A 22,142-nucleotide genomic window follows, 5' to 3' on the forward strand; every position below is an offset into this window, starting at 1 on the left:
TCGAATTTGGCAGAGTTACAAGAGGGTAGGTGAATATTGGCATGACCGGTCTGACCAGTGGTGCTGGTCCCGTAGGAGCTGCCGAAGGCTGCGATCTTTTGATTTTGGCGTCCGCGATACCGATGAAGAGCAAGATCAAAAGATCGCAGCCTGCGGCAGCTCCTACGCCGGGTAGTGAGGATCTGAGGACGAAAAAAAGCCCGGCCATTACTGGCCGGGCTTTACGTGCTGCTGTCTGCGGGCTGATTAAGCGCCGTATACCGGCAGCTTTTTGCAGATAGCCTTGACCTTCTCGCGAACGGCGTCGATGACGGCGTCATTGTTCAGGTCTGCCAGGATGTCGCAGATCCAGCCGGCCAGCTCTTTGCACTCAGCCTCTTTGAAGCCGCGAGTGGTCACGGCCGGAGTACCGAAGCGCAGACCGGAGGTGACGAACGGGGAGCGTGGATCGTTCGGTACCGAGTTCTTGTTCACGGTGATGAACGCTTTGCCCAGAGCTGCGTCAGCGTCTTTACCGGAGATTTCCTGCTTGATCAGCGACAGCAGGAACAGGTGGTTTTCAGTACCACCGGAGACCACGTCAAAACCGCGCTCGATGAATACACCGGCCATGGCCTGGGCGTTTTTGACCACTTGTTGCTGGTAGGTCTTGAACTCAGGCTGCAGTGCTTCCTTGAAGCAGATCGCTTTAGCGGCGATCACGTGTTCCAGCGGGCCGCCCTGGGCACCCGGGAATACCGCGGAGTTCAGCTTCTTCTCGATGTCGGCGTTGGCGCGAGCCAGGATCAGGCCGCCACGTGGACCGCGCAGGGTCTTGTGGGTGGTGGTGGTGACCACGTCAGCGAATGGAACCGGGTTCGGGTAGACGCCAGCAGCGACCAGCCCCGCAACGTGTGCCATATCAACAAAGAGATAGGCGCCGACCTTGTCAGCGATCTCGCGAAAGCGCGGGAAGTCCAGAATCTGCGAGTAGGCAGAGAAACCGGCCACGATCATTTTTGGCTTGTGTTCTACCGCCAGACGCTCGACTTCGTCGTAGTCGATCAGGCCGTTGCTGTCGATACCGTACTGCACGGCGTTGTACAGCTTGCCGGAGGAGGAAACGCTGGCGCCGTGGGTCAGGTGACCGCCGTGGGCCAGGCTCATGCCCAGAATGGTGTCGCCAGCTTGCAGCAGGGCCAGGTAAACGGCGCTGTTGGCTTGCGAACCTGCGTGTGGCTGAACGTTGGCGTAATCGGCGCCGAACAGTTCCTTGGCTCGATCAATTGCAAGCTGCTCAACAATGTCGACGTACTCGCAACCACCGTAGTAGCGCTTGCCTGGGTAGCCTTCGGCGTACTTGTTGGTCAGAACCGAGCCTTGAGCTTCCATCACCGCTGGGCTGGTGTAGTTTTCCGAAGCGATCAGCTCGATGTGTTCTTCCTGGCGCTGAGCTTCTTGCTCCATGGCGGCAAAAAGGTCGGCGTCGTACTTGGCAATAGTCAAATCACGGCTGAACATGGCGGTCCTCAAGGATCGGGGGCAGAAAAGGAAGGCATTCTAACCCAATGGGTTTTGTCTGGCATATGAAAGGACATCATGTCGCAGACAAGTGGTGTTCATGACGGGATATGCGGCGATTGTGCAGGCCTCATCGCGAGCAAGCTCGCTCCCACATCTATTTGAAATGCGTTCCCTGTGGGAGCGAGCTTGCTCGCGATGGCGTCATACGCCGCACCGCAAATCTCAGTCGAACATGAACAACGCATCATTGCTGAACTGCGCTTCGAAGCGGTTGGCCGGCATCGGGCGCCCGAACAGATAACCCTGCACCTCGTCGCAACCGTGTTCGCGCAGGAACTCAAGCTGTTCGTGGGTTTCCACGCCCTCGGCGATTACCGCCAGGTTGAGGCTGTGGGCCATGGCGATGATCGCCCGGGCAATCTGCGCGTCCTGTTCACCGGACGGCAGGCCGTCGACGAAGGTCCGGTCGATTTTCAGCACATCGATCGGGAACTGCTTCAAGTAGTTCAGCGAAGAATAACCGGTGCCGAAGTCGTCGACCGCGATGCTCAGGCCAAGGTTTTTCAGCCCGGCGAGAATCTGCATGGCTTCGCTGACTTCGCGCATCAGGATACTTTCGGTCAGTTCCAGCTCCAGGCAGGCCGGTGGCAGGCCCGTTTCCTTGAGGATGGTGGCGATGCGCGTGCCAAGTTGGCCGTCGGAGAACTGCCGGGCGGAGATGTTCACCGAGACTTTCGGTACGCGGACCTTGCTCTGGTGCCAGCTTTTGAGTTGACGGCATGCCTCGCTGATCACCCAGTCGCCGACATCCACTACCAGCCCGAGCTCTTCGAGCACCGGAATGAAGTCTCCCGGCGGTACCAGGCCGCGACGCGGATGACGCCAGCGCAGCAAGGCTTCAGCACCGGTCAGGCGTTTACCGTCGCCGCTGAATTGCGGTTGGTAGTAAAGAACGAATTCGTTTTGCTCAAGGGCGTGGCGCAGGTCGCTTTCCAGCTCCAGACGCTCCAGGGCGCTGGCGTTCATGTCGGCCTGATAGAACTGGAAGTTGTTCTTGCCGCGCTCCTTGGCGTGGTACATCGCGGTGTCGGCGTTCTTCATCAGCTGGCTCAGCTCGTTGCCGTCCTGCGGGCTCAAGGCGATGCCGATACTGGCGGTGACAAAGAACTCGCGGCTTTCGAGGACAAATGGCTTCACCAGGCTGGCAAGGATCTGCTCGGCGACATGAATCGCCCGGTTCAGCGCGATCTCACGGCTGGCACGCGGTTGCAGGAGCAAGGTGAACTCGTCGCCGCCCATGCGCGCTACCGTGTCGTCATCATCGACGCAACCGAGCAGGCGGGTCGCCATTTCCTTGAGCATGCGGTCGCCGGCGGCGTGGCCGAGGGAGTCGTTGATCGGTTTGAAACGGTCGAGGTCGAGGAACATCAACACCACCCATGACCGCTGCCGCTCCGCCGATTGCAGCGCGGTGTGCAGCCGGTCCTGGAACAAGGTGCGGTTGGGCAGGTGGGTCAGGGCATCGTAGTAGGCGAGGCGGTGAATCCGCTGTTCACTGGCCTTGCGCTCACTGATGTCACTGAAGAAACACACGTAGCTGGCGAGGTCGCCTTCGTCATCGAGTACTGCCGTAATACCGACCCACGCCGGGTAGTGTTCACCGTTGCGGCGCTTGAGCCAGACTTCACCTTCCCAGGTGCTGTGCTGATGCAGTTGCTTGAGCACATAGCGCAGGTGGGCTTCCTGCTGATCATCGACGGTCAGCATGTTCGGCAACTGGTCGAGGACCTGCGCCACTTCATAACCGCTGACGCGGCTGAAGGCTTCGTTGGCCTGCACGATGTAGCCGGCCGGGTCGGTGATCAGAATCGCCGACGTCGAATGCTCGAATACCGTGGCCGCCATGCGCAGGTCCTTCTCGGCGCGACGCTGTTGGCTGATATCGCGACCGACCCCGAGCACGCCTTCGAACGCGCCATGTTCATCCCAGACCAATACCAGGCGCAGCTCGATCGGGATTTTGCGTCCGTCGGCGCGCAAGCAGTCGAACAGGAACAACTGGGTTTGCACCTGACTGCGCAATTGCGCCAGTTGTTCGGGTTTATCCAGGGCTTTGCTGACCCGGTCCATCAGGCTGTAGATGCCGGTCAATTGTTGCGGGTTGGCGATGGTTGATTGCCAGCCGTTCTGGAAGATCCAGTCAACGTCATAGCCGAGCACGGCGTTCACCGACGGGCTGACGTAATTGAGCGAGAGTTTGCTGTCGGTGGAGAAAATCACGTCGCTGATGCTTTCGGCGAGCATCCGGTAGCGCTGTTCACTGTCGCGCAAGGACTCGCTGGCTTCGATCTGATCGGTGATGTCTTTGGCCACGCCAATGATGCGGGTAACCTGGTCGTGCTTGTCCCGCGCCAGCGCTTGCTCGCGGATTTCGAAACGCCGCCATTTGCCGTCGCGGTGGCGAAAGCGCAACTGACACTGCATCAGTTGGGTATAACCGGCCTGGCGCTGTTCCTGACGCAAACGGTGGTAGTGATCGGCGTCTTCGGGGTGCAGCAGAATTTCCCAGAAGTACTCGCCCATCTGGTGCAGTTCGGTTTTGCTGTAACCCAGGGTCTGGCCCAGGTGATGGTTGCTGAAAATCATCCGCTGGCTGATCACGTCCTGCACGTAAAGGTGATCCGGGACGGTGCGCACGACATCCGACCAGAAACCTTCACGTTCCAGCAGCGACAGCTCGACAATTTTGCGGCTGGTGATGTCGGTGATGCTGAGGATTACCGCCTTGGCGTCCTGCTGTTCTTCCGGCAAGCGCAGCACCAGCCACAGATGCTGGTCGCGGCCCTGTGTGTCCGTGAGCTTGATTTCCAGTTCCAGCTGTTTCTGCTGGTTGATCACCGCGTCGAGCAACTGGTTGCCGATGGCATTGCCATCCAGTGGCCCGCCTTCGATCAACAGCTTCCAGGCTTGTTCGCTGGATTGGACGTTGAGCAGGTGCAAGGCGATCTGATTGACTTCAGTGATGCGCAACTCTTGCAGCAGCTGCCGGCGTTGCTCGGCGTTCTCCAGCCACAGCCGCAGTTGCTCGCTGGTTTGCAGTTGCGCCTTGTCGAGGCAGGCTTTGAGCCCCGAGAGATCCAGTACGCAGAGCGCAACACCGGTGCCGTCGAAGATGTCCCGATAGCGCCGACGCCCGTCGTGTACCTGACGCTGGCGTCGGCGCATATTCAACAATGCGATGAGCGGTAGCAGCGAGAAGGCCAAACCCAGCAGGCATTTACCGATAAACGCCGGCAGCAGTTGCTCGAATACCCGTTGCCGGTCAAACAGCCCGCGTAACTGCCAGTCGCTGCTGCTCAGAGGAACGATCAGCACGCTGTCGGCCAGGTCATCGGCGGTGAGCACGCCCGGATTATTCGAGGGTAGCCCGTCGTCACGGCTGACGATCTGATGATTGACGCGGTTTTCCACCACCCACAGCGGACGGATTCCTGTGTCACTCTGTTTGGTCAGTGAAGAGAAAAACGTCGGCCGCAGACGCAAGATCCAATAACCGCGAGTGCTGCCGCTGGCCTGGTGCAGCAATAGATGCACCACCGATCCGTCGTTCGCGTTGCTGAAGTAATGTGCCTGGGCGTGACTGCGCCGGACCAGATCGCCCAGGTAATCGGCATCCTGGCTGTCGCTGGCGCTGTCACTGAGGATTTTCCCCGAGGGGCTGAGCAGTGCGAGGCTGAGCAAGTCAGGCAAGGACTGCTGCAGTTTGCGCAACAACGCCTGTTGCTGATCAGCGGTTTGCGGTTGTTCTACGATCGGTAGCAGATTCAGCGCGATCTGCGCGTTAAGCGCCATGTTCAGGCTGACTTGCGCGGCCAGATCGGCGGTGTAGTCGATGGTGTATTGGCGCTGGTTTTTCTGGGTTTCGCTCAGTTGATCGAACAACTGCCAGAGCAGCAATCCGATCAACAGCAGGACGAGCGTCGCCAATGCACCTTTCAAGGTGCCGCGCAGGGGCGATCCGGTCGCAGGGTGCAGTGCGCTCACGGACGAAGGCGGAGTGACATTGGACAAACTGTGATCCTGCGGTTTGGCTGGATTGGCGCGACGTGCACTATAAGCCGGACGCCCGGAGGGCGGCTAGCATGCCTTGAGTTGTGGCAAAGTGCCAGCCCCTCTCGGCTGGACTGCCTTTCATCATTAAGGTAGCTTTGCCGGTTACGCGGGAGCGTTCCAGCTCTTAGACTCAGGCTTTTTTCGCGCGCACGTATTGATAACAATCAATCGCTGGCGGCGTGTATGGCCTGGCCCGGGCTTCGCCCGTGCTTATATTCATCAGTCACTGACCCTAGGTTCTCCATGGCTCAATACGTCTTCACCATGCATCGGCTGGGCAAAGTTGTTCCGCCGAAGCGGGAAATCCTGAAAAACATTTCGCTGTCATTCTTCCCAGGCGCCAAGATCGGCGTACTCGGCCTCAACGGTTCGGGTAAGTCCACTCTGCTGAAAATCATGGCTGGCGTCGACACCGAGTTCGACGGCGAAGCCCGTCCGATGCCGGAGCTGAACATCGGCTACCTGCCGCAAGAACCGTTGCTGGATCCGACCAAGACCGTGCGTGAAGTGGTCGAGGAAGCGGTCAGCGTGATCAAGGACGCCCAGGCGCGACTGGATCAGGTCTACGCCGAATACGCCGACCCGGATGCCGACTTCGACAAGCTGGCCGCTGAACAGGCCAAACTCGAAGCCATCCTGCAGGCGGGCGACGGTCACAATCTGGATCGCCAACTGGAAGTCGCCGCCGATGCGCTGCGTCTGCCGGCCTGGGACGCTAAGATCGAATTCCTGTCCGGTGGTGAAAAACGTCGTGTGGCCCTGTGCCGTCTGCTGCTGTCCGCGCCGGACATGCTGCTGCTCGACGAACCGACCAACCACCTGGACGCCGACTCCGTGGCCTGGCTGGAGCATTTCCTCCACGACTTCCCGGGTACCGTGGTTGCGATCACGCACGACCGTTACTTCCTGGACAACGTTGCAGGCTGGATCCTGGAACTCGACCGCGGCGCCGGTATTCCGTACGAGGGCAACTATTCGGGTTGGCTGGAAGCCAAGTCCGATCGTCTGGCCGCCGAATCCAAACAGCAGTCGGCCCATGAAAAGGCCATGAAGGAAGAGCTGGAGTGGGTGCGCAAAGGCGCCAAGGCTCGTCAGTCGAAATCCAAGGCTCGTCTGCAACGCTTCGAAGAAATGCAATCGCAGGAATTCCAGAAGCGCAGCGAAACCAACGAGATCTACATCCCGGCCGGTCCACGCCTGGGCGACAAGGTCATCGAATTCAAGAACGTCACCAAGGGCTATGGCGATCGCGTTCTGATCGACAACCTGTCGTTCTCCATGCCGAAAGGCGCCATCGTCGGCGTGATCGGCGGTAACGGTGCGGGTAAATCCACGCTGTTCCGTATGCTGATGGGCAAGGAAACACCGGATTCGGGCAGCATCGAAGTCGGTGAAACCGTGCAACTGGCCTGTGTCGACCAGAGCCGCGAAGACCTGGACGGCAGCAAGACCGTGTTCCAGCAGATCTCCGACGGTTCCGACCAGATCCGCATCGGCAACTACGAGATCCCGTCGCGCACGTATGTCGGTCGCTTCAACTTCAAGGGCGGCGATCAGCAGAAGTTCGTCAAGGACCTGTCCGGTGGTGAGCGTGGTCGCTTGCACCTGGCGCTGACCCTGAAAGAGGGCGGCAACGTCCTGCTGCTCGACGAACCGTCCAACGACCTCGACGTTGAAACCCTGCGTTCGCTGGAAGAAGCCCTGCTGGACTTCCCGGGCGCCGCCATTGTGATCTCTCACGATCGGTGGTTCCTTGACCGCGTCGCGACTCACATCCTGGCGTACGAAGACGACTCGCAAGCCGTGTTCTTCGAAGGTAACTACACCGAGTACGAAGCCGACCGCAAAAAGCGTCTCGGCGATGCCGCTTCCCAGCCGCACCGGGTGCGTCACAAGAAACTGGCCTGATCAGGCTGGTTGCATAAAAAAACGGGGCCTTCGGGCTCCGTTTTTTTTTGCGCGTCATTCCCAGGCTATGGGTGCGGTTCAGCTCGGTTCGATGCGGATGATTTCGATCAACTGATCACCGGCCGGTCGCCGCCAGAGCACTTCGTCGTTCAGCTGTGCGCCGAGCAGCGCTCGCCCCAGCGGTGAGCTCCAGTTGATCAGGCCTTTGGCGGCAGCGGCCTGATCTTCGCCGACCAGTTGCACGCGTCGTTCGGTCCCCAGCTCATCGGCGTACGTCACCCAACTGCCAATCTGCACTTTTTTGGTGGAAGTGGCCGGTGTCACCACTTGAGCGCTTTGCAGGCGTTGATTGAAGTAACGCAAATCGCGCTCGAGATCGGCCAGCCACTGTGGGTCAGCTTCCTCGCGGGCTGACTGTTCGCCGTGCAGGGTTTGCAACTCGGCGACTTTGGCCTGCAGCAGGGCCAGCCCTTCGGGCGTGACGTAGTTGGGCTGCGTGCTGACCTGGCGTTCTACCGGCTGGTCGGCTTGTGGGGTGGCGTTATCTTCATTGACGAAAGCGCGGCTCATGGCGGTTCTCCCTGAATGGGGTTTCGGCCATCGTCGCAGTCTTTTGGTTTCGAAGGTTGTCCGAAAACGACCTGCTGCGAGCGATAAGGAATGGCCTATGGAGCAAATCGGGAAGTGGTGAAAAGCAAGATCAAAAGATCGCAGGCTTCGCCAGCTCCTACGAGTGAATCGAGAACCCTGTAGGAGCTGCCGAAGGCTGCGATCTTCACTGCTCGAGTCAATAGTGATACCACTTCACCTCAAGCATAACTTCATTTTCGGGGGACGCGAGGTGGCTGAACTCACGCTGGGCACTCAAGCGCAGGCCAAGGTTGCGCGACAGTTCCCACTGCTGGTTCAGGCTCAGGCTGCGTCGTACTTCGCCGTTGGTGAAGTAATCACCTTTGGTTTCCAGGCTCAGATTGCCCAGCGGGTTCTTCCACAGTACACCGCTGTTGAAACCGGCAGCCGGGGCGATGAAGCCGGCAAAGTCATTGTTGTGTTCGATACGTACCGTGCCGAGGGCGAAGCCGAGCACGTCATCGGCCAATTGCCAGGTGCCGCCGGCGCCGCCGTTGACGTGGCTGACCAGGGTTTCGTCGTCATGTTTGCCCGGTACCCGTTCCAGGCCTCCGGTCACCTGCCAGGACCAGGGTTGCAGCAACTCGTTGCGCGGGGTCAGTGAGCGGATGGTCGCCAGGTCCAGTTGCTGCAACTGCCAGTGATTGCCTTCGTATTGGCGCAGTTTCATCTGGAGGATTTCAATCTGTGCGCCGAGGGGAAAGCTTTCGGCGTTGTCGTTGAGGTCGTGATAGGCCATGCGCAGGCCATATTCACCAAAAGCTTTGTCGCCACGGGTGCCGACACCGGCCTGCCAGGTTCGCGATTCGTGACCGTCTTCCGGTAGGCCGGGGCGTTCGATGGACAGCTCCGGTGGCGGGTTTTGATTGATTGCCCGCAACAGTTCGAAACTGCGTTGTGCACGCTGTGGGTCGCGTTCCTGGCCATTGGCGCGGTAGCGTTCAAGACGATAGGCCGCGTCGATGATCAGCGCCTGACGATCCCGTGGCAGGGCCTTGAAGGTTGGCGCCTGCAGTTGCTGCTGGTCGGCGCTGACCTTCAGCACCCATTGTTGCTCGTCGTCTGTGAGCGCTTTGGCGCGGCTCAGCAGTTCACGTTCGCGGGACGGACGATAATCGATTTTTTCCACCAGTCCTGCGTCTTTCACGGCTTTGACGGTGTCGGTGGGAATCGCGGTCAGCGGGAATTGTTCGGTAAGCCTGAGGCTCGGTCGTGCCACTTGCAGCAACTCCAGCAAGCGGTAGGAGCAGTTCTCATCGAAGAAGAAGTAATCGAACTGAATCTGCTTGAGCTCCCAGATGTGCTCGACCATGCGTTCGGTTTCTGCCTGCGTCAGGTTCAGCCGGTATTCCCACAGATCGCGGTTCTCCAGGCTGCGGTATTCCGAGAGTTTTTCCTGGTAGGGCACCAGCGCGAACAACCCCGGATAGCCGCCCATCAGGCCTTTCCAGGCATACAGAATGCTGTTGTCCGAGCCTTCGATGTAGGCGCCGAAATTGATCGCGTAGCTGAGCAGGGCGGTGTGGTCGCTTTGCACGTCCGCCTGATCGATGCGCAACAAGGTGTGGCCGAACATCGACGACGGACTGTTCAGGTACGCCGCCGGAAAGATCATCACCGCGCTGTGGGGCGACACGTCCTTGAACCATTGTTTGAATTCGCTGCAGTCCACCGTCGGCAAATCGTTCAGGTTCAGTTGCGCTTTCAACCAGCGGGTACGCGCGGGGTAAACACATTGCGCGTGTTGCTGGCCTTTGCTGGCCGGGGCGTAGAGCGCTTGTACGGTGGCCGCCAGTTCTGCGTCGGGATGCTCGGCGCCATTGGCCGCCAGGAAGAACTTCTTGTCGCTGACATAGCTGCGCCAGCCGCCGAGTTTTGCGGTTTCGTAGTGGCCCAGGGAAATCCAGAACGGGTCGTTGGCCAGTTGCTGCAAACGTTGGTTGTCGATACGAGGCGCGGCGGACAGCGGGGCGCAGACAAACAGCGCCAGACAGGCAAGGCGTTTGAGCATGGTGAGCTACTTAATTCAAAAAAAGACCCAAAGCAGGTCGGGTCCAAAAAAACAAAACCTGCCCCCGGTAAAGGGGCAGGTGAGGCCGAGCTTAAGCCGGGGTGGCATATTTGGCCAGGCGAGCATCGCCTTTGAGCACGGCCAGGGTATTGGTATGCACGTCGTCAGCGGTCACGTCAGCCTTGCTGAAGATCTGCTGGAAGTGCTCGTGGGTGACGGTGGCGAAATAAGCACGGTCTTGCGGTGCGACGCCCAGTACCACGGCATAGGTGGTCAGCGCTTCGCCCTGACCTTTGGCCATGTCTTCGGACAGTTCGTTCATCATGCCGTTCATGGCAATCCAGGACTTGCCGCCATAAGTCAGCGCGGCGTTGGTTGCGCAACCGTTGGTCCCGGACGTCATGCCGAAGGTGGCGTTGCCGGAGGTGCCGTTGGTGGTGGATGCCAGGAAGTGCGCCGGGGTGCCACGCTGACCGTTGAACAGCATGTTGCCCCAACCGCAATCCGGTCCGCCTGGCGCCTGAGCCATGGCGTTGAGGGATGCAACGGTGAAGAGAGTACCAAGAAGAATCCGTTTCATAGCTGTGTTCTCTTTTGTGTGCGTACCAATGGACAGGGGGTTCTGGCGCCTTCTGACGCCATAGGGCCGGTTATTTAGTCCAGCCGCGCAGTTTGGAGTTTAGGCACGATCCTGCGGTTCCGTGATTTTTTGCAAAACATTCCCCAATACCATTGATTCACACCTGGCCCGCCCGGGGTTTGAGCCTTGACTATGCTTTTACCCAAGGCGCGCCTTGCCAGTCGGTATGGGCAGCGCCAGAATGCCTTCAACTGCCCCGCCTGATGTAAGGAAGCCCGATGCCTGATCCTGTTGCTGCCAGCTTGCGTCTAGCGCCTGAAGCGCTGACCCGTCCGTTTTCCGCTGAACAGTTCAGCTTCTCTACCACCAATGAACTGGAGCCTTTTCGCGGTGTGCTCGGCCAGGAACGTGCGGTTGAAGCCTTGCAGTTCGGTGTGGCCATGCCACGCCCCGGTTACAACGTGTTTGTCATGGGTGAGCCCGGCACTGGCCGGTTTTCGTTCGTAAAACGCTACCTGAAAGCCGAAGGCAAACGCCTGCAGACCCCGGCGGACTGGGTCTACGTCAACAATTTCGATGAGCCGCGCGAACCTCGCGCATTGGAGTTGCCGTCCGGGACGGCCGGTGCGTTCATCGCCGACATCAATGACCTGATCGACAACCTGCTGGCGACGTTTCCAGCGGTCTTCGAGCATCCGTCCTACCAGCAAAAGAAAAGTGCCATCGACCGCGCCTTCAACCAGCGCTACGACCGCGCACTGGACGTGATCGAGCGCCTGGCGCTGGAGAAAGAAGTCGCGCTGTACCGTGACAGCACCAACATCGCCTTTACCCCGATGAGTGAAGGCAAGGCGCTGGACGAGGCTGAATTCGCCCAACTGCCGGAGGCCGTCCGCGAGCGTTTCCACGAAGACATTTCCGGGCTGGAAGAACGGCTGAACGAAGAGTTGGCCAGCCTGCCGCAGTGGAAGCGCGAATCCAGCAATCAACTGCGTCAGCTCAACGAAGAAACCATCACCCTGGCCTTGCAGCCATTACTTTCACCGCTGTCGGAAAAATACGCAGAAAACGCTGCGGTGTGCGGTTACCTGCAAGCGATGCAGGTGTATCTGCTCAAGACCGTGGTCGAGCAACTGGTCGATGACAGCAAGACCGACGCGGTCGCCCGTAAATTGCTCGAAGAACAATACGGCCCGAGCCTGGTGGTCGGCCATCCGTTCAGCGGCGGTGCGCCAGTGGTGTTCGAACCGCATCCGACCTACGACAACCTGTTCGGCCGTATCGAGTACAGCACCGATCAAGGCGCGCTCTACACCACCTATCGGCAGTTGCGTCCGGGTGCGCTGCACCGGGCCAACGGCGGCTTCCTGATTCTGGAAGCCGAAAAAATGCTCAGTGAACCGTTTGTCTGGGATGCGCTGAAGCGGGCCTTGCAGTCACGCAAACTGAAAATGGAATCGCCGCTGGGCGAGCTGGGCCGGTTGGCCACCGTGACCCTGACACCGCAACATATTCCGTTGCAGGTCAAAGTCGTCATCATCGGTGCACGCCAGCTGTATTACACGCTGCAAGACCTCGATCCGGACTTCCAGGAGATGTTCCGGGTGCTGGTGGACTTCGATGAAGACATCCCGATGGTCGATGAGAGCCTGGAGCAGTTTGCCCAGTTGCTCAAAACCCGTACCTCGGAAGAAGGCATGGCGCCGCTGACCGCCGATGCGGTGGCGCGTCTGGCAACTTACAGTGCGCGACTGGCCGAGCACCAAGGCCGTTTGTCGGCGCGCATTGGCGATCTGTTCCAATTGGTCAGCGAGGCGGACTTCATTCGTGATCTGGCCGGCGACGAGATGACCGATGCCGGGCACATCGAGCGTGCGCTCAAGGCCAAGGCCACGCGTACCGGGCGTGTGTCGGCGCGAATTCTCGATGACATGCTGGCAGGGATCATCCTGATCGACACCGCGGGCGCGGCGGTCGGCAAGTGCAACGGGCTGACAGTGCTGGAGGTCGGTGACTCGGCCTTCGGGATACCGGCGCGGATCTCCGCCACGGTCTACCCCGGCGGCAGCGGCATCGTCGACATCGAGCGTGAGGTCAACCTCGGGCAGCCGATCCACTCCAAGGGCGTGATGATCCTCACCGGGTATCTGGGCAGCCGTTACGCCCAGGAATTCCCGTTGGCGATCTCGGCGAGTATCGCGCTGGAGCAGTCCTACGGTTACGTCGATGGTGACAGTGCATCGTTGGGCGAGGCCTGCACGTTGATTTCGGCGTTGTCGAAAACCCCGCTCAAGCAGTGCTTCGCGATTACCGGCTCGATCAATCAGTTCGGTGAAGTGCAGGCGGTGGGCGGGGTCAACGAGAAGATCGAGGGCTTCTTCCGTCTCTGCGAGGCGCGCGGTTTGACCGGTGAGCAGGGCGCGATCATTCCTCAGGCCAACGTCGCCACGCTGATGCTCGATGAGCGGGTGCTGGCGGCCGTGCGTGCCGGGCAGTTCCATGTCTACGCGGTGCGTCAGGCCGATGAGGCATTGAGCCTGCTGGTGGGCGAGCCTGCCGGCGAGCCGGACGAAGAGGGTCAGTTCCCGGAGGGCAGCGTCAACGCGCGCGTGGTCGAGCGTTTGCGGGTGATCGCGGAAATGATCAGCGAAGATGACCTGAAAGAGGCCGAGAAGGAGCAGGCCCAGGCGCAGGCCCTGGAAGCATTGGCCGCGGCCAAGCCCGCCTGATTACACTGCGTAGGAGCTGCCGCAGGCTGCGATCTTTTGATCTTGATGTTCAAACGTCAAAAGATCGCAGGCTCCTGCGGGGGCATGTGCATGCAATAAATGGTGGCCATTTTTGTTGGGTGGATGACGTCAAAAATCCAACAACGACCATTCGGCGCCTTCTAGCCCCCCGTCAACTTGCTGACTCGACTTTTCTTCTATGCTCAGGTCAAGGACATCGACAGTCATCACTGGATCGAGACAGCCTTCGCGTGGAGGCTGAATACCCGATTTACCGAGGGTCGCCGCCATGCCGCGCAACCTCTGCCTCACCCGCCAATGCCTGGGCCTGGTTACTCGTATCGAATGCAGTATTCGCCCGCTAGCGGGGGACACCGGTATGTGGACTTTGTTGTTTGCCGCCGGAATGGCCGGCGAGCAACCTTCCGCCATCAAAGCCCAGGGCCCGTTTCATGGTCCTTTCGTGGCTGAATCGATACTTGAAACCATCGTTGAAAGCCTGACCCTGCACGGTTATCAACTGGCCGATGACCCGCAAATCTGGTGTTTGCACCTGCAAGCCCAGCTGCGGGAAATCAATGGTGGACGCTGCCGCAATCCGAGTGGTTTTGAGTTCAACCCCGAGCATTAGCGGCTATTCGACAGGGTTCGGGTTTTCGGCCTTGTCGAGTTTGACCTCGAATCCATATTCGACGGTATTGAGGTTGGTGCGCTGGTAGGTTTCCAGGCTGCTCGGCTGGCCGTAGAAATAATGCACCTCAAACACCGCCGGGCCGTCTGTGCGGGCGTCATGGCTGACAGCAAGAATCTCCTTCAGGTAGTTACCGCTCGCGTCCTTGGCAAAGAAACGCCAGTCCTGGGCGGGGAATACTTTCTGGTCAACCACCAAGGCATTGCCCCTGAGCTCCAGACCTCTGGGCAGCTTCTGGGTGTCGAGGCTGCCTTTTGCAATATTGGCCAAAAACAGCGGCATCGAGCCAACCGCATACGCTGGTGTTTCGGGGAACAGGGTCAGGTCATAGGTGATGGTGGCGTGCAGCGGGTCGATTTCGAAAGCCTCGGCTGGCAACTCGATAGGCTCGCCGCGTTTGCCCTTGTCGTCCTGGGTGAAGAAGGTCACGGGAGTGTCACCTGGGCTGAATGAGGAACCGAGCAGTTCGTCGTTGAAGCTTTTCGGGTGATCGAATTCGATGCGTGCCGCACTGGAGTCCTCGACTGACTGGCTGACATGGACGTTCTTTTTCAGTTGTTCCTCATCCAGTGTGGCGCCTTTAAGCCAGGTCGCGGCCTGATCGTCATACACCACCACCGGTATGCTCAGGGTCTGGATGGTTTTATCGGTGGTATTGCGGTCGAAGCGGCGTACCGGCAGGTCCAGTTCCTTGCGGGTGAGGGTGACAGCCGAGAAGTCGAGGACATTGACTTCGAGGCTGTCGATGGGGCCGTTGAAGTACACCTTGGTGTAATGATGAGTCTGCTTGCGCTCGAACGCTTGCTGCTCGTCGTCGAGCTGTTTTTCGAACTCATCGCTCCAGGCGGTCTGCTTCTGCATCTCGGCCAGTTGTTTTTGATAGAACCCGATTTGCGTGGCGTCTTCGTTGATCGAACCCGAGCGTGAGAGAAGCTGCCCGGTCGTGTCCCTGGCCTGGACGATCAGCGGATTGAGCGGGGTATCGCTGACGTCTGGCGCCAGTGCCGCGCTGTTGTTGACTTCAACCTCGGCATAGTTCTTTTCCAGGGCCCGCAGGGTGACGCTGATGTTGTCGTCGGTGCGCGTTTGGCCCACGTCCTTTTTCGCCAGATTGAAGGTGAATACCTTGCGCGGTGCGATGACTTCGATTTTGCCTTGCAGGGTCGCTGGTTGCGGCTGGTTTTTGTTGTCGACTTCAACGCCCTCGACAAAAGGGTAGGCCACGGTCAGGTCATCCGGATTGCTCATGTTGGAGCTTGAAGGACTCAACTGAATGCCGGGATCGGTTTCCGACCATTCGGGCTGGAAAGCGATGACCTTTTTGTTGCTCAGCGTGACCGACTGCCATTCCAGCCCATGGGGAAATGGGAACTCGGAGGGCATGTTGAAGTTGAAGGGGAACACCGGTTGCAAGTCGGTCAGGTAGTCGGAGCTGGAGTCCTTGCGCAGTACGAACAGACCGTTGATGTAAGTGTCGACCAGGGCCTGCGGGGTTGGGTAGTGCTTGAGCAGGGCCATGGCGTCTTCGCCGTATTCGGTGGCGATCGGCTTGATGGCAAGCTTTTGCTGTGCGCGTTCAAGCAGCAGCAGCGAACCGCCGAGGTTGGCCACGGCATCCTTGAGCCTGGGATCCTGAATCGCGTCCAGCGACTTCTCGAACTGTGCGGTCTTCTCCTCGAGGCTCTGCGGGCGCTTCTCATCGCTGGGTGAGCAGCCGCCGATCAGTACCGCGAGGCAAAGTCCGACAGTCGTTAAAGGCAATCGCAAATCCATTTTCCGGTTTTCCTCTACAACGCAAGTGAACGATGCGAATGCTTTGGACACTAGCAGAAAAACGCTTCGACGGACTCGCAGGTTGTGGATTTGTCTGCGGTTTATGGGGTTTTGAGCGGCTGATATACTCGCCGCCGTTTAAAACCCTTGTGTGAGATTCAATGGAACGTTTTGTCGAAAATGCAATGTACGCGTCGCGCTGGCTGCTGGCGCCGATCTACTTTGGTTTGTCCCTGGGCCTGCTGGCTTTAGCCCTGAAGTTCTTTCAGGAAGTCTTTCACGTTATCCCCAACGTGTTCTCGATGGCCGAGTCCGATCTGATTCTGGTGCTGTTGTCGCTGATCGACATGGCGCTGGTGGGCGGCTTGCTGGTGATGGTGATGATTTCCGGCTACGAAAACTTCGTGTCCGAACTCGACATCGATGACGGCAAGGAAAAGCTCAACTGGCTGGGTACGATGGATTCTTCTTCCCTGAAGATGAAAGTCGCGGCCTCGATCGTGGCCATTTCCTCGATCCACCTGCTGCGCATCTTCATGGATGCCAGGAACGTCGATCCAGAGCACCTGAAGTGGTACGTGATCATTCACATGACCTTCGTGATCTCGGCGTTTGCCATGGGTTACCTGGACAAGCTGACCAAGCACTGATAGTCGCTCCAGTACGCAATCATGCCGCCCGGCCGTTGTGAAACGGACGGGCGGCGGCGTTTCTGGCTTGTGCTTTTGTGCGCCGAGGCATATCCCTGTAAGTGTCTTGGCTCGCCATCGTGCGGGGTGCGCTCATGAACCTGCAAGAATTGAACGCCTATGCCATCGCCGGGAAGGTCGATGAGCTGAACCTGATCTCGATGGAGGGCGGAATTTATCTGTTGGAGGCACGGATACATGGCGCCGCTCATCCGCTTGACGACGCCCATGGGCAAACACTGCGCCTGCGTTCGGTGGAGCATGCTCGTGAAGTGCTTCATGCCTTCCCCAAGCTGACATTCAACCTGATTCACACCTCGGTGCACGACGAGATGTGCGGTCTGGGCGTCAGTGTGGAAGAGAGTCTGAAGGTGCCCATCTCCTGATAGCACCGACACCCCTGATCACCGCAATGGCATCTGTGCTAGTCTGCTCGCCCTTTTGGTTCCGGGCGCTCCGGGATGCGCTGTGTACGCACGGCAACCTCCCGAGCCGTCCATACAGCGGAGCAGTGTCATGTCCGAAGTAAATCTGTCCACCGACGAAACCCGCGTCAGCTACGGTATCGGCCGTCAGCTGGGCGACCAACTGCGCGACAACCCGCCGCCGGGCGTTAGCCTGGACGCGATCCTGGCGGGTCTTACCGACGCATTCGCCGGTAAGGAAAGCCGTGTTGGCCAGGAAGCAATGTCTGCCAGCTTCAAGGTTATCCGCGAAATCATGCAAGCCGAAGCAGCTGCCAAGGCTGAAGCGGCGGCTGGCGAAGGCCTGGCATTCCTGGCTGAAAACGCCAAGCGTGACGGCATCACCACTCTGGCTTCCGGCCTGCAGTTCGAAGTACTGACTCAAGGTGAAGGCGCCAAGCCGACCCGTGAAGATCAAGTGCGTACTCACTACCACGGCACTCTGATCGACGGCACTGTGTTCGACAGCTCCTACGATCGTGGCCAGCCTGCAGAATTCCCGGTTGGCGGCGTGATCGCTGGCTGGACTGAAGCTCTGCAACTGATGAACGCCGGTAGCAAATGGCGCCTGTACGTGCCGAGCGAACTGGCTTACGGCGCACAAGGCGTTGGCAGCATTCCGCCGCACAGCGTTCTGGTGTTCGACGTCGAGCTGCTCGACGTTCTGTAAGCCCTGTTCGGCTGTACTGACAGGCTAATGTGGGAGCGAGCTTGCTCGCGATTGCATCACCTCGGTTTCACAGACAAACCGGGTTGGCCGCATCGCGAGCAAGCTCGCTCCCACAGTTTTTTGCGGTGTCTCATAGTTCGATCTTGTGGTGCAGTTCATTCACCGGGCGCAATGCCCGGGCGTAGCAGAACAGAAACAGGTTGCGCACCAGTTCCTTGAGCACTACCGGCTCGCTGGAGCTCAGGCCATTGAGGTCAAGGTCGCCCTGGTCTTGCAGCTCATTCAAGGCTTCTTCTTCCAATACCGCACAAACTTCCCCGGTTTCCCGATGCAGGATCCTGAGGTAAGGGTGTGGGCGGTCCAGCCATGCATCGATCAAGTAAGTCATGATGCTCATCTCCTTTTGAATGGTTTGATGAGAATAATTCTTATTTAATTAATAGCAAGTGCCTATTGGCGGTTTCTGCTGCTTTCTGTATGGGAATTGCTGAAGATCAAAACGGCTGGCGTTTTGCTATTGGGCGGGATTGTTGGGGGAGTCAGCTGAGGGTAAAGCTCCATCCCACGCAGGGCGCGGGATGGAATACAGCAGGTTCAGACTTTTCTGACGAACTCGGATTTGAGCTTCATCGGGCCGATACCGTCGATCTTGCAGTCGATGTCATGGTCGCCATCGCACAGGCGGATGTTCTTGACCTTGGTGCCGACTTTTACCACCAGCGAAGTGCCCTTGACCTTGAGGTCCTTGATCACGGTGATGGTGTCGCCATCTTGCAGGACATTGCCGACCGAATCCTTTTTCACGGTGTCATCGGACGCGGCTTCGGCTTCACCGCTAGCGGACCACTCGTGGGCGCACTCTGGGCAGATCAGCTGGGCGCCGTCTTCATAGGTGTATTCGCAATTGCATTTCGGGCAGGGTGGCAACGTGCTCACTAAGGCTCCTTGGATTCAGGATGGCTAAAAAGCGCACATTATATAGGGTTTTGTTGGAGGATGTGCGTGGGCGAAAACCTGTGGGAGCGAGCTTGCTCGCGATGACGACTTAACATTCAACACAAGTGTCGATTGTCAGTCCGCTATCGCGAGCAAGCTCGCTCCCACACGGGGCACTATCAGTGCGTGCGGGCTACCGCAAACTCGCTCAGTTCGACCAATGCATCCCGGTATTCGCTGGCGGGCAGCATTTCGAGGCATTTGATCGCGCGGGCCACGTAATCGCGGGCCAGTTGTGCGGTGTAATCCAGCGAACCCGAGGCTTCCACGGCAGCGCGGATGCTTTCCAGGTCTTCGATGCCGCCTTTCTGGATCGCTTGGCGCACCAGGGCAGCTTGCTCCGGCGTGCCTTCGCGCATGGTGTAGATCAGCGGCAGGGTCGGTTTACCTTCAGCCAGGTCGTCGCCGACGTTCTTGCCCAGGGTTTCAGCATCGCCACGGTAGTCGAGCAGGTCGTCGACCAATTGGAAGGCCACACCGAGGTGGTCGCCAAAGGTGCGCAAGGCTTCGCTTTGTTCTGGCGTGGCGCCAGCCAAGGCCGCGGCACTGTGGGTCGAAGCCTCGAAAAGCATCGCGGTTTTGCCGCGGATGACTTCCATGTAGGTTTCTTCGGTGGTGCTGGCGTCGCGCACCTTGGAAAGCTGCAGGACTTCGCCTTCAGCAATGATCCGTGTGGCTTGCGAGAGAATCTTCATCACCGGCATCGAGCCCAGTTCGACCATCATCTCGAACGAACGGGAGTACAGGAAGTCGCCCACCAGCACGCTCGGGGCGTTGCCCCACATGGCGTTGGCGGTCGAGCGGCCACGGCGCATGCCGGACATGTCGACCACGTCGTCATGCAGCAGGGTCGCGGTGTGCAGGAACTCGATGGTGGCGGCCAGCAGGCGCATGTCGTCGCCTTCGCGACCCAGGGCCTTGCCACACAGCAACACCAACAAAGGGCGCAGGCGTTTACCGCCGGCCGAAGTAATGTAGTCGCCGATTTTCGATACCAGCGGCACTCGGGAAGTCAGCTGCTTCTTGATGATGCCGTCGACGGCGCTAAAATCGTCCGCCACCGCGCGGTAGAAAGCTTGGGGTTGCATCAGCGACAGTCGCTCCAGAAGGGTTGCGCGGCATGCTAGGACCCGCGTCCGGGCCTGTCAAGGCGCGATGGACGGCCACTTGCAACGTGCTCGTGCCTTGCGTACAATCGCGCACCCTGAACTTCCTGGGCAGCACCTGCCTTACGCAATTGCATTTGGGTCGTTCCATCCCATGCAGCCATGCCAGCCAATACCTCTTCTTATAAAGAGCTGGGTGAGCAGGATTATCGGAGAAATACCATGTCGTACGCAGTAATCGTTACTGGTGGCAAGCAATACAAGGTCGCCCCAGGTGAATACCTGAAGATCGAGAAACTGGAAATCGCTACCGGCGAATCCGTAACTTTTGATCGCGTTCTGTTGGTCGCCAATGGCGATGACGTGAATATCGGTGCTCCAGTTGTTGCTGGCGCTACCGTTGTGGCTGAAGTGATCTCCCAAGGTCGTCACGATAAAGTCCGCATCATCAAGTTCCGTCGTCGTAAGCACCACATGAAGCGTATGGGCCACCGCCAGTGGTACACCGAGATCAAAATCACCGGTATTCAGGCTTAATTTCAGCCTAATTCCTCACTAGGAGAATTGAACTCATGGCACACAAAAAAGCTGGTGGTAGTACCCGTAACGGTCGCGACTCAGAAGCCAAACGCCTTGGCGTGAAGATGTATGGCGGCCAGAAAATCATTCCGGGCAACATCATCGTGCGTCAGCGCGGTACCCAATTCCACGCCGGTTACGGTGTTGGCATGGGTAAAGATCACACCCTCTTCGCGAAAATCGAAGGCGTGATCAAGTTTGAAGTAAAAGGCGCGTTCAACCGCCGTTACGTGAGCGTTGTCGCGGCTTAATTGCGCGATCGCTGGAAAAGCCCTGTCTTGCGACGGGGCTTTTTCGTTTGTGGGGTGAGTCTCTTGCAAAACTGTTTGTATGGGCTGCCGGCGCTGGATTGTGCGGTCGTTGATTGAGGTCGCTGCGCTCATTTTTGCAAGAGTCTTATGTCTTAGTGTTTTTCGGCTCGTCCGTATGGCGAGAGGCGTTTTGTTATGAAGTTTGTTGATGAAGTATCGATTCGAGTAAAAGCTGGCGACGGCGGCAATGGCTGCATGAGTTTCCGTCGGGAAAAATTTATCGAAAACGGCGGTCCTAACGGCGGTGATGGTGGTGACGGCGGCTCGGTCTACATGATCGCCGACGAAAACCTCAACACCCTGGTCGACTACCGTTACACCCGGCACTTCGATGCCGAGCGCGGCGCCAACGGCGGCAGCACTGACTGCACCGGCAAGAAAGGTGAAGAGCTGGTCCTGCGGGTTCCGGTCGGCACCACCGTCATCGACTCTGCTACGCAAGAAGTCATTGGTGACCTGACCAAGGCTGGTCAGCGTCTGCTGGTGGCTCATGGCGGCTGGCACGGTCTGGGTAACACCCGTTTCAAATCCAGTACCAACCGCGCGCCACGCCAGACTACGCCGGGCAAGCCGGGCGAGCAGCGTGACCTCAAGCTGGAAATGAAGGTGTTGGCCGACGTCGGTCTGCTGGGCTTGCCGAACGCTGGCAAAAGTACCTTTATTCGTTCGGTTTCGGCGGCCAAGCCGAAAGTTGCCGATTATCCGTTCACCACGCTGGTGCCAAACCTCGGTGTGGTCAGCGTCGATCGCTGGAAGAGCTTTGTCATCGCTGACATTCCGGGTCTGATCGAAGGCGCTTCCGACGGCGCGGGCCTGGGGATTCGCTTCCTCAAGCACTTGTCGCGTACTCGTCTGCTGCTGCACCTCGTCGACATGGCGCCGCTGGATGACACCAGTGCTCCGGATGCAGCCGAAGTGATCGTCAGCGAGCTGACCAAGTTCAGCCCGTCGTTGGCTGAGCGTGATCGCTGGCTGGTGCTGAACAAGTGCGACCAGATCCTTGAAGAAGAGCACGAAGAGCGAGTCAAGGAAATCGTTGATCGTCTGGAGTGGACTGGTCCGGTCTACGTGATCTCGGCTATCGCCAAAGACGGCACCGAGCGCCTGACGCGTGACATCATGCGTTACCTGGAAGATCGTGCCGATCGTCTGGCTAACGACCCTGTCTACAAGGAAGAGCTGGCCGATCTCGATCAGCGCATCGAAGACGAAGCGCGTGCCCAGTTGCAGGCTCTGGATGACCAGCGTGCGCTGCGCCGCAGCGGCGTGAAGTCGGTCCATGACATCGGTGACGATGACTGGGACGAAGAAGATGTGGATGACGAAGACGGTCCGGAAATCATTTACGTCCGCGACTGATTCATCTGCGGCAACCTCGTTCCTGTAGGA

At 58.7% G+C, this 22,142-nt stretch carries 19 protein-coding genes; 9 read left to right on the forward strand and 10 right to left on the reverse strand.

The window, feature by feature from the left end; translation table 11 throughout:
* Nucleotides 1–246: 246 nt before the first annotated feature.
* Nucleotides 247–1,500, reverse strand: a complete 1,254-nt coding sequence (gene glyA, locus BK659_RS02565; protein WP_123423576.1) for a serine hydroxymethyltransferase — start codon at nt 1,498–1,500, stop codon at nt 247–249.
* Between the two features lie 225 nt (nt 1,501–1,725).
* The gene (locus BK659_RS02570) at nt 1,726–5,574 is read right to left on the reverse strand and encodes a sensor domain-containing protein (protein WP_123423577.1); all 3,849 of its coding nucleotides are present in this window, start codon (nt 5,572–5,574) and stop codon (nt 1,726–1,728) included.
* A gap of 285 nt (nt 5,575–5,859) precedes the next feature.
* On the opposite strand from BK659_RS02570, the gene ettA reads away from it, so the two are divergent.
* Nucleotides 5,860–7,524: an energy-dependent translational throttle protein EttA gene (gene ettA, locus BK659_RS02575; RefSeq protein ID WP_123423578.1), complete on the forward strand. Its 1,665-nt coding sequence runs from the start codon at nt 5,860–5,862 to the stop codon at nt 7,522–7,524.
* 78 nt (nt 7,525–7,602) lie between these two features.
* On the opposite strand, the gene BK659_RS02580 is transcribed toward ettA, so the two are convergent.
* The 3 genes from BK659_RS02580 to BK659_RS02590 form a co-directional block, all read right to left on the reverse strand.
* Nucleotides 7,603–8,094 carry a GreA/GreB family elongation factor gene (locus BK659_RS02580; RefSeq protein WP_123423579.1) on the reverse strand — a complete coding sequence of 164 codons (492 nt, stop codon included), beginning with the start codon at nt 8,092–8,094 and terminating at the stop codon, nt 7,603–7,605.
* A gap of 217 nt (nt 8,095–8,311) precedes the next feature.
* The gene (locus tag BK659_RS02585; protein WP_123423580.1) at nt 8,312–10,165 is read right to left on the reverse strand and encodes an Lnb N-terminal periplasmic domain-containing protein; all 1,854 of its coding nucleotides are present in this window, start codon (nt 10,163–10,165) and stop codon (nt 8,312–8,314) included.
* A gap of 91 nt (nt 10,166–10,256) precedes the next feature.
* Nucleotides 10,257–10,745 carry a DUF3015 domain-containing protein gene (locus tag BK659_RS02590; RefSeq protein ID WP_123423581.1) on the reverse strand — a complete coding sequence of 163 codons (489 nt, stop codon included), beginning with the start codon at nt 10,743–10,745 and terminating at the stop codon, nt 10,257–10,259.
* A gap of 278 nt (nt 10,746–11,023) precedes the next feature.
* Between BK659_RS02590 and BK659_RS02595 the strand changes: the two genes are divergently transcribed.
* Nucleotides 11,024–13,474, forward strand: a complete 2,451-nt coding sequence (locus BK659_RS02595) for a Lon protease family protein (RefSeq protein WP_123423582.1) — start codon at nt 11,024–11,026, stop codon at nt 13,472–13,474.
* Between the two features lie 129 nt (nt 13,475–13,603).
* On the opposite strand, the gene BK659_RS27705 is transcribed toward BK659_RS02595, so the two are convergent.
* Nucleotides 13,604–13,765, reverse strand: coding sequence for a hypothetical protein (locus BK659_RS27705; RefSeq protein WP_185015276.1), 162 nt, complete (start codon nt 13,763–13,765; stop codon nt 13,604–13,606).
* Here BK659_RS27705 and BK659_RS02605 point away from each other — a divergent pair.
* On the forward strand, nt 13,764–14,105 hold the full coding sequence (locus BK659_RS02605; RefSeq protein WP_123423583.1) for a PA4575 family protein: 342 nt from the start codon (nt 13,764–13,766) through the stop codon (nt 14,103–14,105). The two genes, BK659_RS27705 and BK659_RS02605, sit on opposite strands and share 2 nt — an antisense overlap.
* A 3-nt stretch (nt 14,106–14,108) precedes the next feature.
* On the opposite strand, the gene BK659_RS02610 is transcribed toward BK659_RS02605, so the two are convergent.
* Nucleotides 14,109–15,938, reverse strand: coding sequence for a hypothetical protein (locus tag BK659_RS02610; protein ID WP_123423584.1), 1,830 nt, complete (start codon nt 15,936–15,938; stop codon nt 14,109–14,111).
* A 161-nt stretch (nt 15,939–16,099) separates the two neighbouring features.
* Here BK659_RS02610 and BK659_RS02615 point away from each other — a divergent pair, with 161 nt between their 5' ends.
* From BK659_RS02615 to BK659_RS02625, 3 genes are all read left to right on the forward strand, one after another.
* On the forward strand, nt 16,100–16,588 hold the full coding sequence (locus BK659_RS02615; RefSeq protein ID WP_123423585.1) for a TIGR00645 family protein: 489 nt from the start codon (nt 16,100–16,102) through the stop codon (nt 16,586–16,588).
* Between the two features lie 134 nt (nt 16,589–16,722).
* Nucleotides 16,723–17,013, forward strand: a complete 291-nt coding sequence (locus BK659_RS02620; RefSeq protein WP_123423586.1) for a DUF6482 family protein — start codon at nt 16,723–16,725, stop codon at nt 17,011–17,013.
* Between the two features lie 130 nt (nt 17,014–17,143).
* Nucleotides 17,144–17,761 carry a BamJ family beta-barrel-assembly machinery protein gene (locus BK659_RS02625; RefSeq protein WP_054595509.1) on the forward strand — a complete coding sequence of 206 codons (618 nt, stop codon included), beginning with the start codon at nt 17,144–17,146 and terminating at the stop codon, nt 17,759–17,761.
* A 130-nt stretch (nt 17,762–17,891) separates the two neighbouring features.
* Here BK659_RS02625 and BK659_RS02630 read toward each other — a convergent pair whose 3' ends face one another.
* The 3 genes from BK659_RS02630 to BK659_RS02645 form a co-directional block, all read right to left on the reverse strand.
* Complete coding sequence (locus tag BK659_RS02630) at nt 17,892–18,149, reverse strand: PA4570 family protein (protein ID WP_123423587.1); 258 nt, start codon at nt 18,147–18,149, stop codon at nt 17,892–17,894.
* A gap of 206 nt (nt 18,150–18,355) precedes the next feature.
* Nucleotides 18,356–18,697 carry a zinc ribbon domain-containing protein YjdM gene (locus tag BK659_RS02635; protein ID WP_123423588.1) on the reverse strand — a complete coding sequence of 114 codons (342 nt, stop codon included), beginning with the start codon at nt 18,695–18,697 and terminating at the stop codon, nt 18,356–18,358.
* A 179-nt stretch (nt 18,698–18,876) separates the two neighbouring features.
* Nucleotides 18,877–19,845, reverse strand: coding sequence for a polyprenyl synthetase family protein (locus tag BK659_RS02645; RefSeq protein ID WP_123423589.1), 969 nt, complete (start codon nt 19,843–19,845; stop codon nt 18,877–18,879).
* A 240-nt stretch (nt 19,846–20,085) separates the two neighbouring features.
* On the opposite strand from BK659_RS02645, the gene rplU reads away from it, so the two are divergent.
* The 3 genes from rplU (at nt 20,086) to cgtA (ending at nt 22,112) form a co-directional block, all read left to right on the forward strand.
* Nucleotides 20,086–20,400 (forward strand): 50S ribosomal protein L21, encoded by a 315-nt coding sequence (gene rplU, locus BK659_RS02650; protein WP_003176051.1) that lies wholly within the window; start codon nt 20,086–20,088, stop codon nt 20,398–20,400.
* Nucleotides 20,401–20,435: 35 nt separating this feature from the next.
* Nucleotides 20,436–20,693, forward strand: a complete 258-nt coding sequence (gene rpmA, locus BK659_RS02655; protein WP_003176049.1) for a 50S ribosomal protein L27 — start codon at nt 20,436–20,438, stop codon at nt 20,691–20,693.
* 195 nt (nt 20,694–20,888) lie between these two features.
* Complete coding sequence (gene cgtA / locus BK659_RS02660) at nt 20,889–22,112, forward strand: Obg family GTPase CgtA (protein WP_123423590.1); 1,224 nt, start codon at nt 20,889–20,891, stop codon at nt 22,110–22,112.
* Nucleotides 22,113–22,142 lie beyond the last annotated feature (30 nt).

This window comes from Pseudomonas brassicacearum, assembly GCF_003732225.1.
Classification (GTDB): Bacteria; Pseudomonadota; Gammaproteobacteria; order Pseudomonadales; family Pseudomonadaceae; genus Aquipseudomonas; species Aquipseudomonas brassicacearum_E.

Coding starts and splice junctions, on each gene's coding strand:
- glyA (WP_123423576.1), bottom strand. CDS start 1,500: ATGTTCAGCCGTGATTTGACTATTGCCAAGTACGACGCCGACCTTTTT.
- ettA (WP_123423578.1), top strand. CDS start 5,860: ATGGCTCAATACGTCTTCACCATGCATCGGCTGGGCAAAGTTGTTCCG.
- BK659_RS02580 (WP_123423579.1), bottom strand. CDS start 8,094: ATGAGCCGCGCTTTCGTCAATGAAGATAACGCCACCCCACAAGCCGAC.
- BK659_RS02585 (WP_123423580.1), bottom strand. CDS start 10,165: ATGCTCAAACGCCTTGCCTGTCTGGCGCTGTTTGTCTGCGCCCCGCTG.
- BK659_RS02590 (WP_123423581.1), bottom strand. CDS start 10,745: ATGAAACGGATTCTTCTTGGTACTCTCTTCACCGTTGCATCCCTCAAC.
- BK659_RS02595 (WP_123423582.1), top strand. CDS start 11,024: ATGCCTGATCCTGTTGCTGCCAGCTTGCGTCTAGCGCCTGAAGCGCTG.
- BK659_RS02605 (WP_123423583.1), top strand. CDS start 13,764: ATGCCGCGCAACCTCTGCCTCACCCGCCAATGCCTGGGCCTGGTTACT.
- BK659_RS27705 (WP_185015276.1), bottom strand. CDS start 13,765: ATGGCGGCGACCCTCGGTAAATCGGGTATTCAGCCTCCACGCGAAGGC.
- BK659_RS02610 (WP_123423584.1), bottom strand. CDS start 15,938: ATGGATTTGCGATTGCCTTTAACGACTGTCGGACTTTGCCTCGCGGTA.
- BK659_RS02615 (WP_123423585.1), top strand. CDS start 16,100: ATGGAACGTTTTGTCGAAAATGCAATGTACGCGTCGCGCTGGCTGCTG.
- BK659_RS02620 (WP_123423586.1), top strand. CDS start 16,723: ATGAACCTGCAAGAATTGAACGCCTATGCCATCGCCGGGAAGGTCGAT.
- BK659_RS02625 (WP_054595509.1), top strand. CDS start 17,144: ATGTCCGAAGTAAATCTGTCCACCGACGAAACCCGCGTCAGCTACGGT.
- BK659_RS02630 (WP_123423587.1), bottom strand. CDS start 18,149: ATGACTTACTTGATCGATGCATGGCTGGACCGCCCACACCCTTACCTC.
- BK659_RS02645 (WP_123423589.1), bottom strand. CDS start 19,845: ATGCAACCCCAAGCTTTCTACCGCGCGGTGGCGGACGATTTTAGCGCC.
- rplU (WP_003176051.1), top strand. CDS start 20,086: ATGTCGTACGCAGTAATCGTTACTGGTGGCAAGCAATACAAGGTCGCC.
- rpmA (WP_003176049.1), top strand. CDS start 20,436: ATGGCACACAAAAAAGCTGGTGGTAGTACCCGTAACGGTCGCGACTCA.
- cgtA (WP_123423590.1), top strand. CDS start 20,889: ATGAAGTTTGTTGATGAAGTATCGATTCGAGTAAAAGCTGGCGACGGC.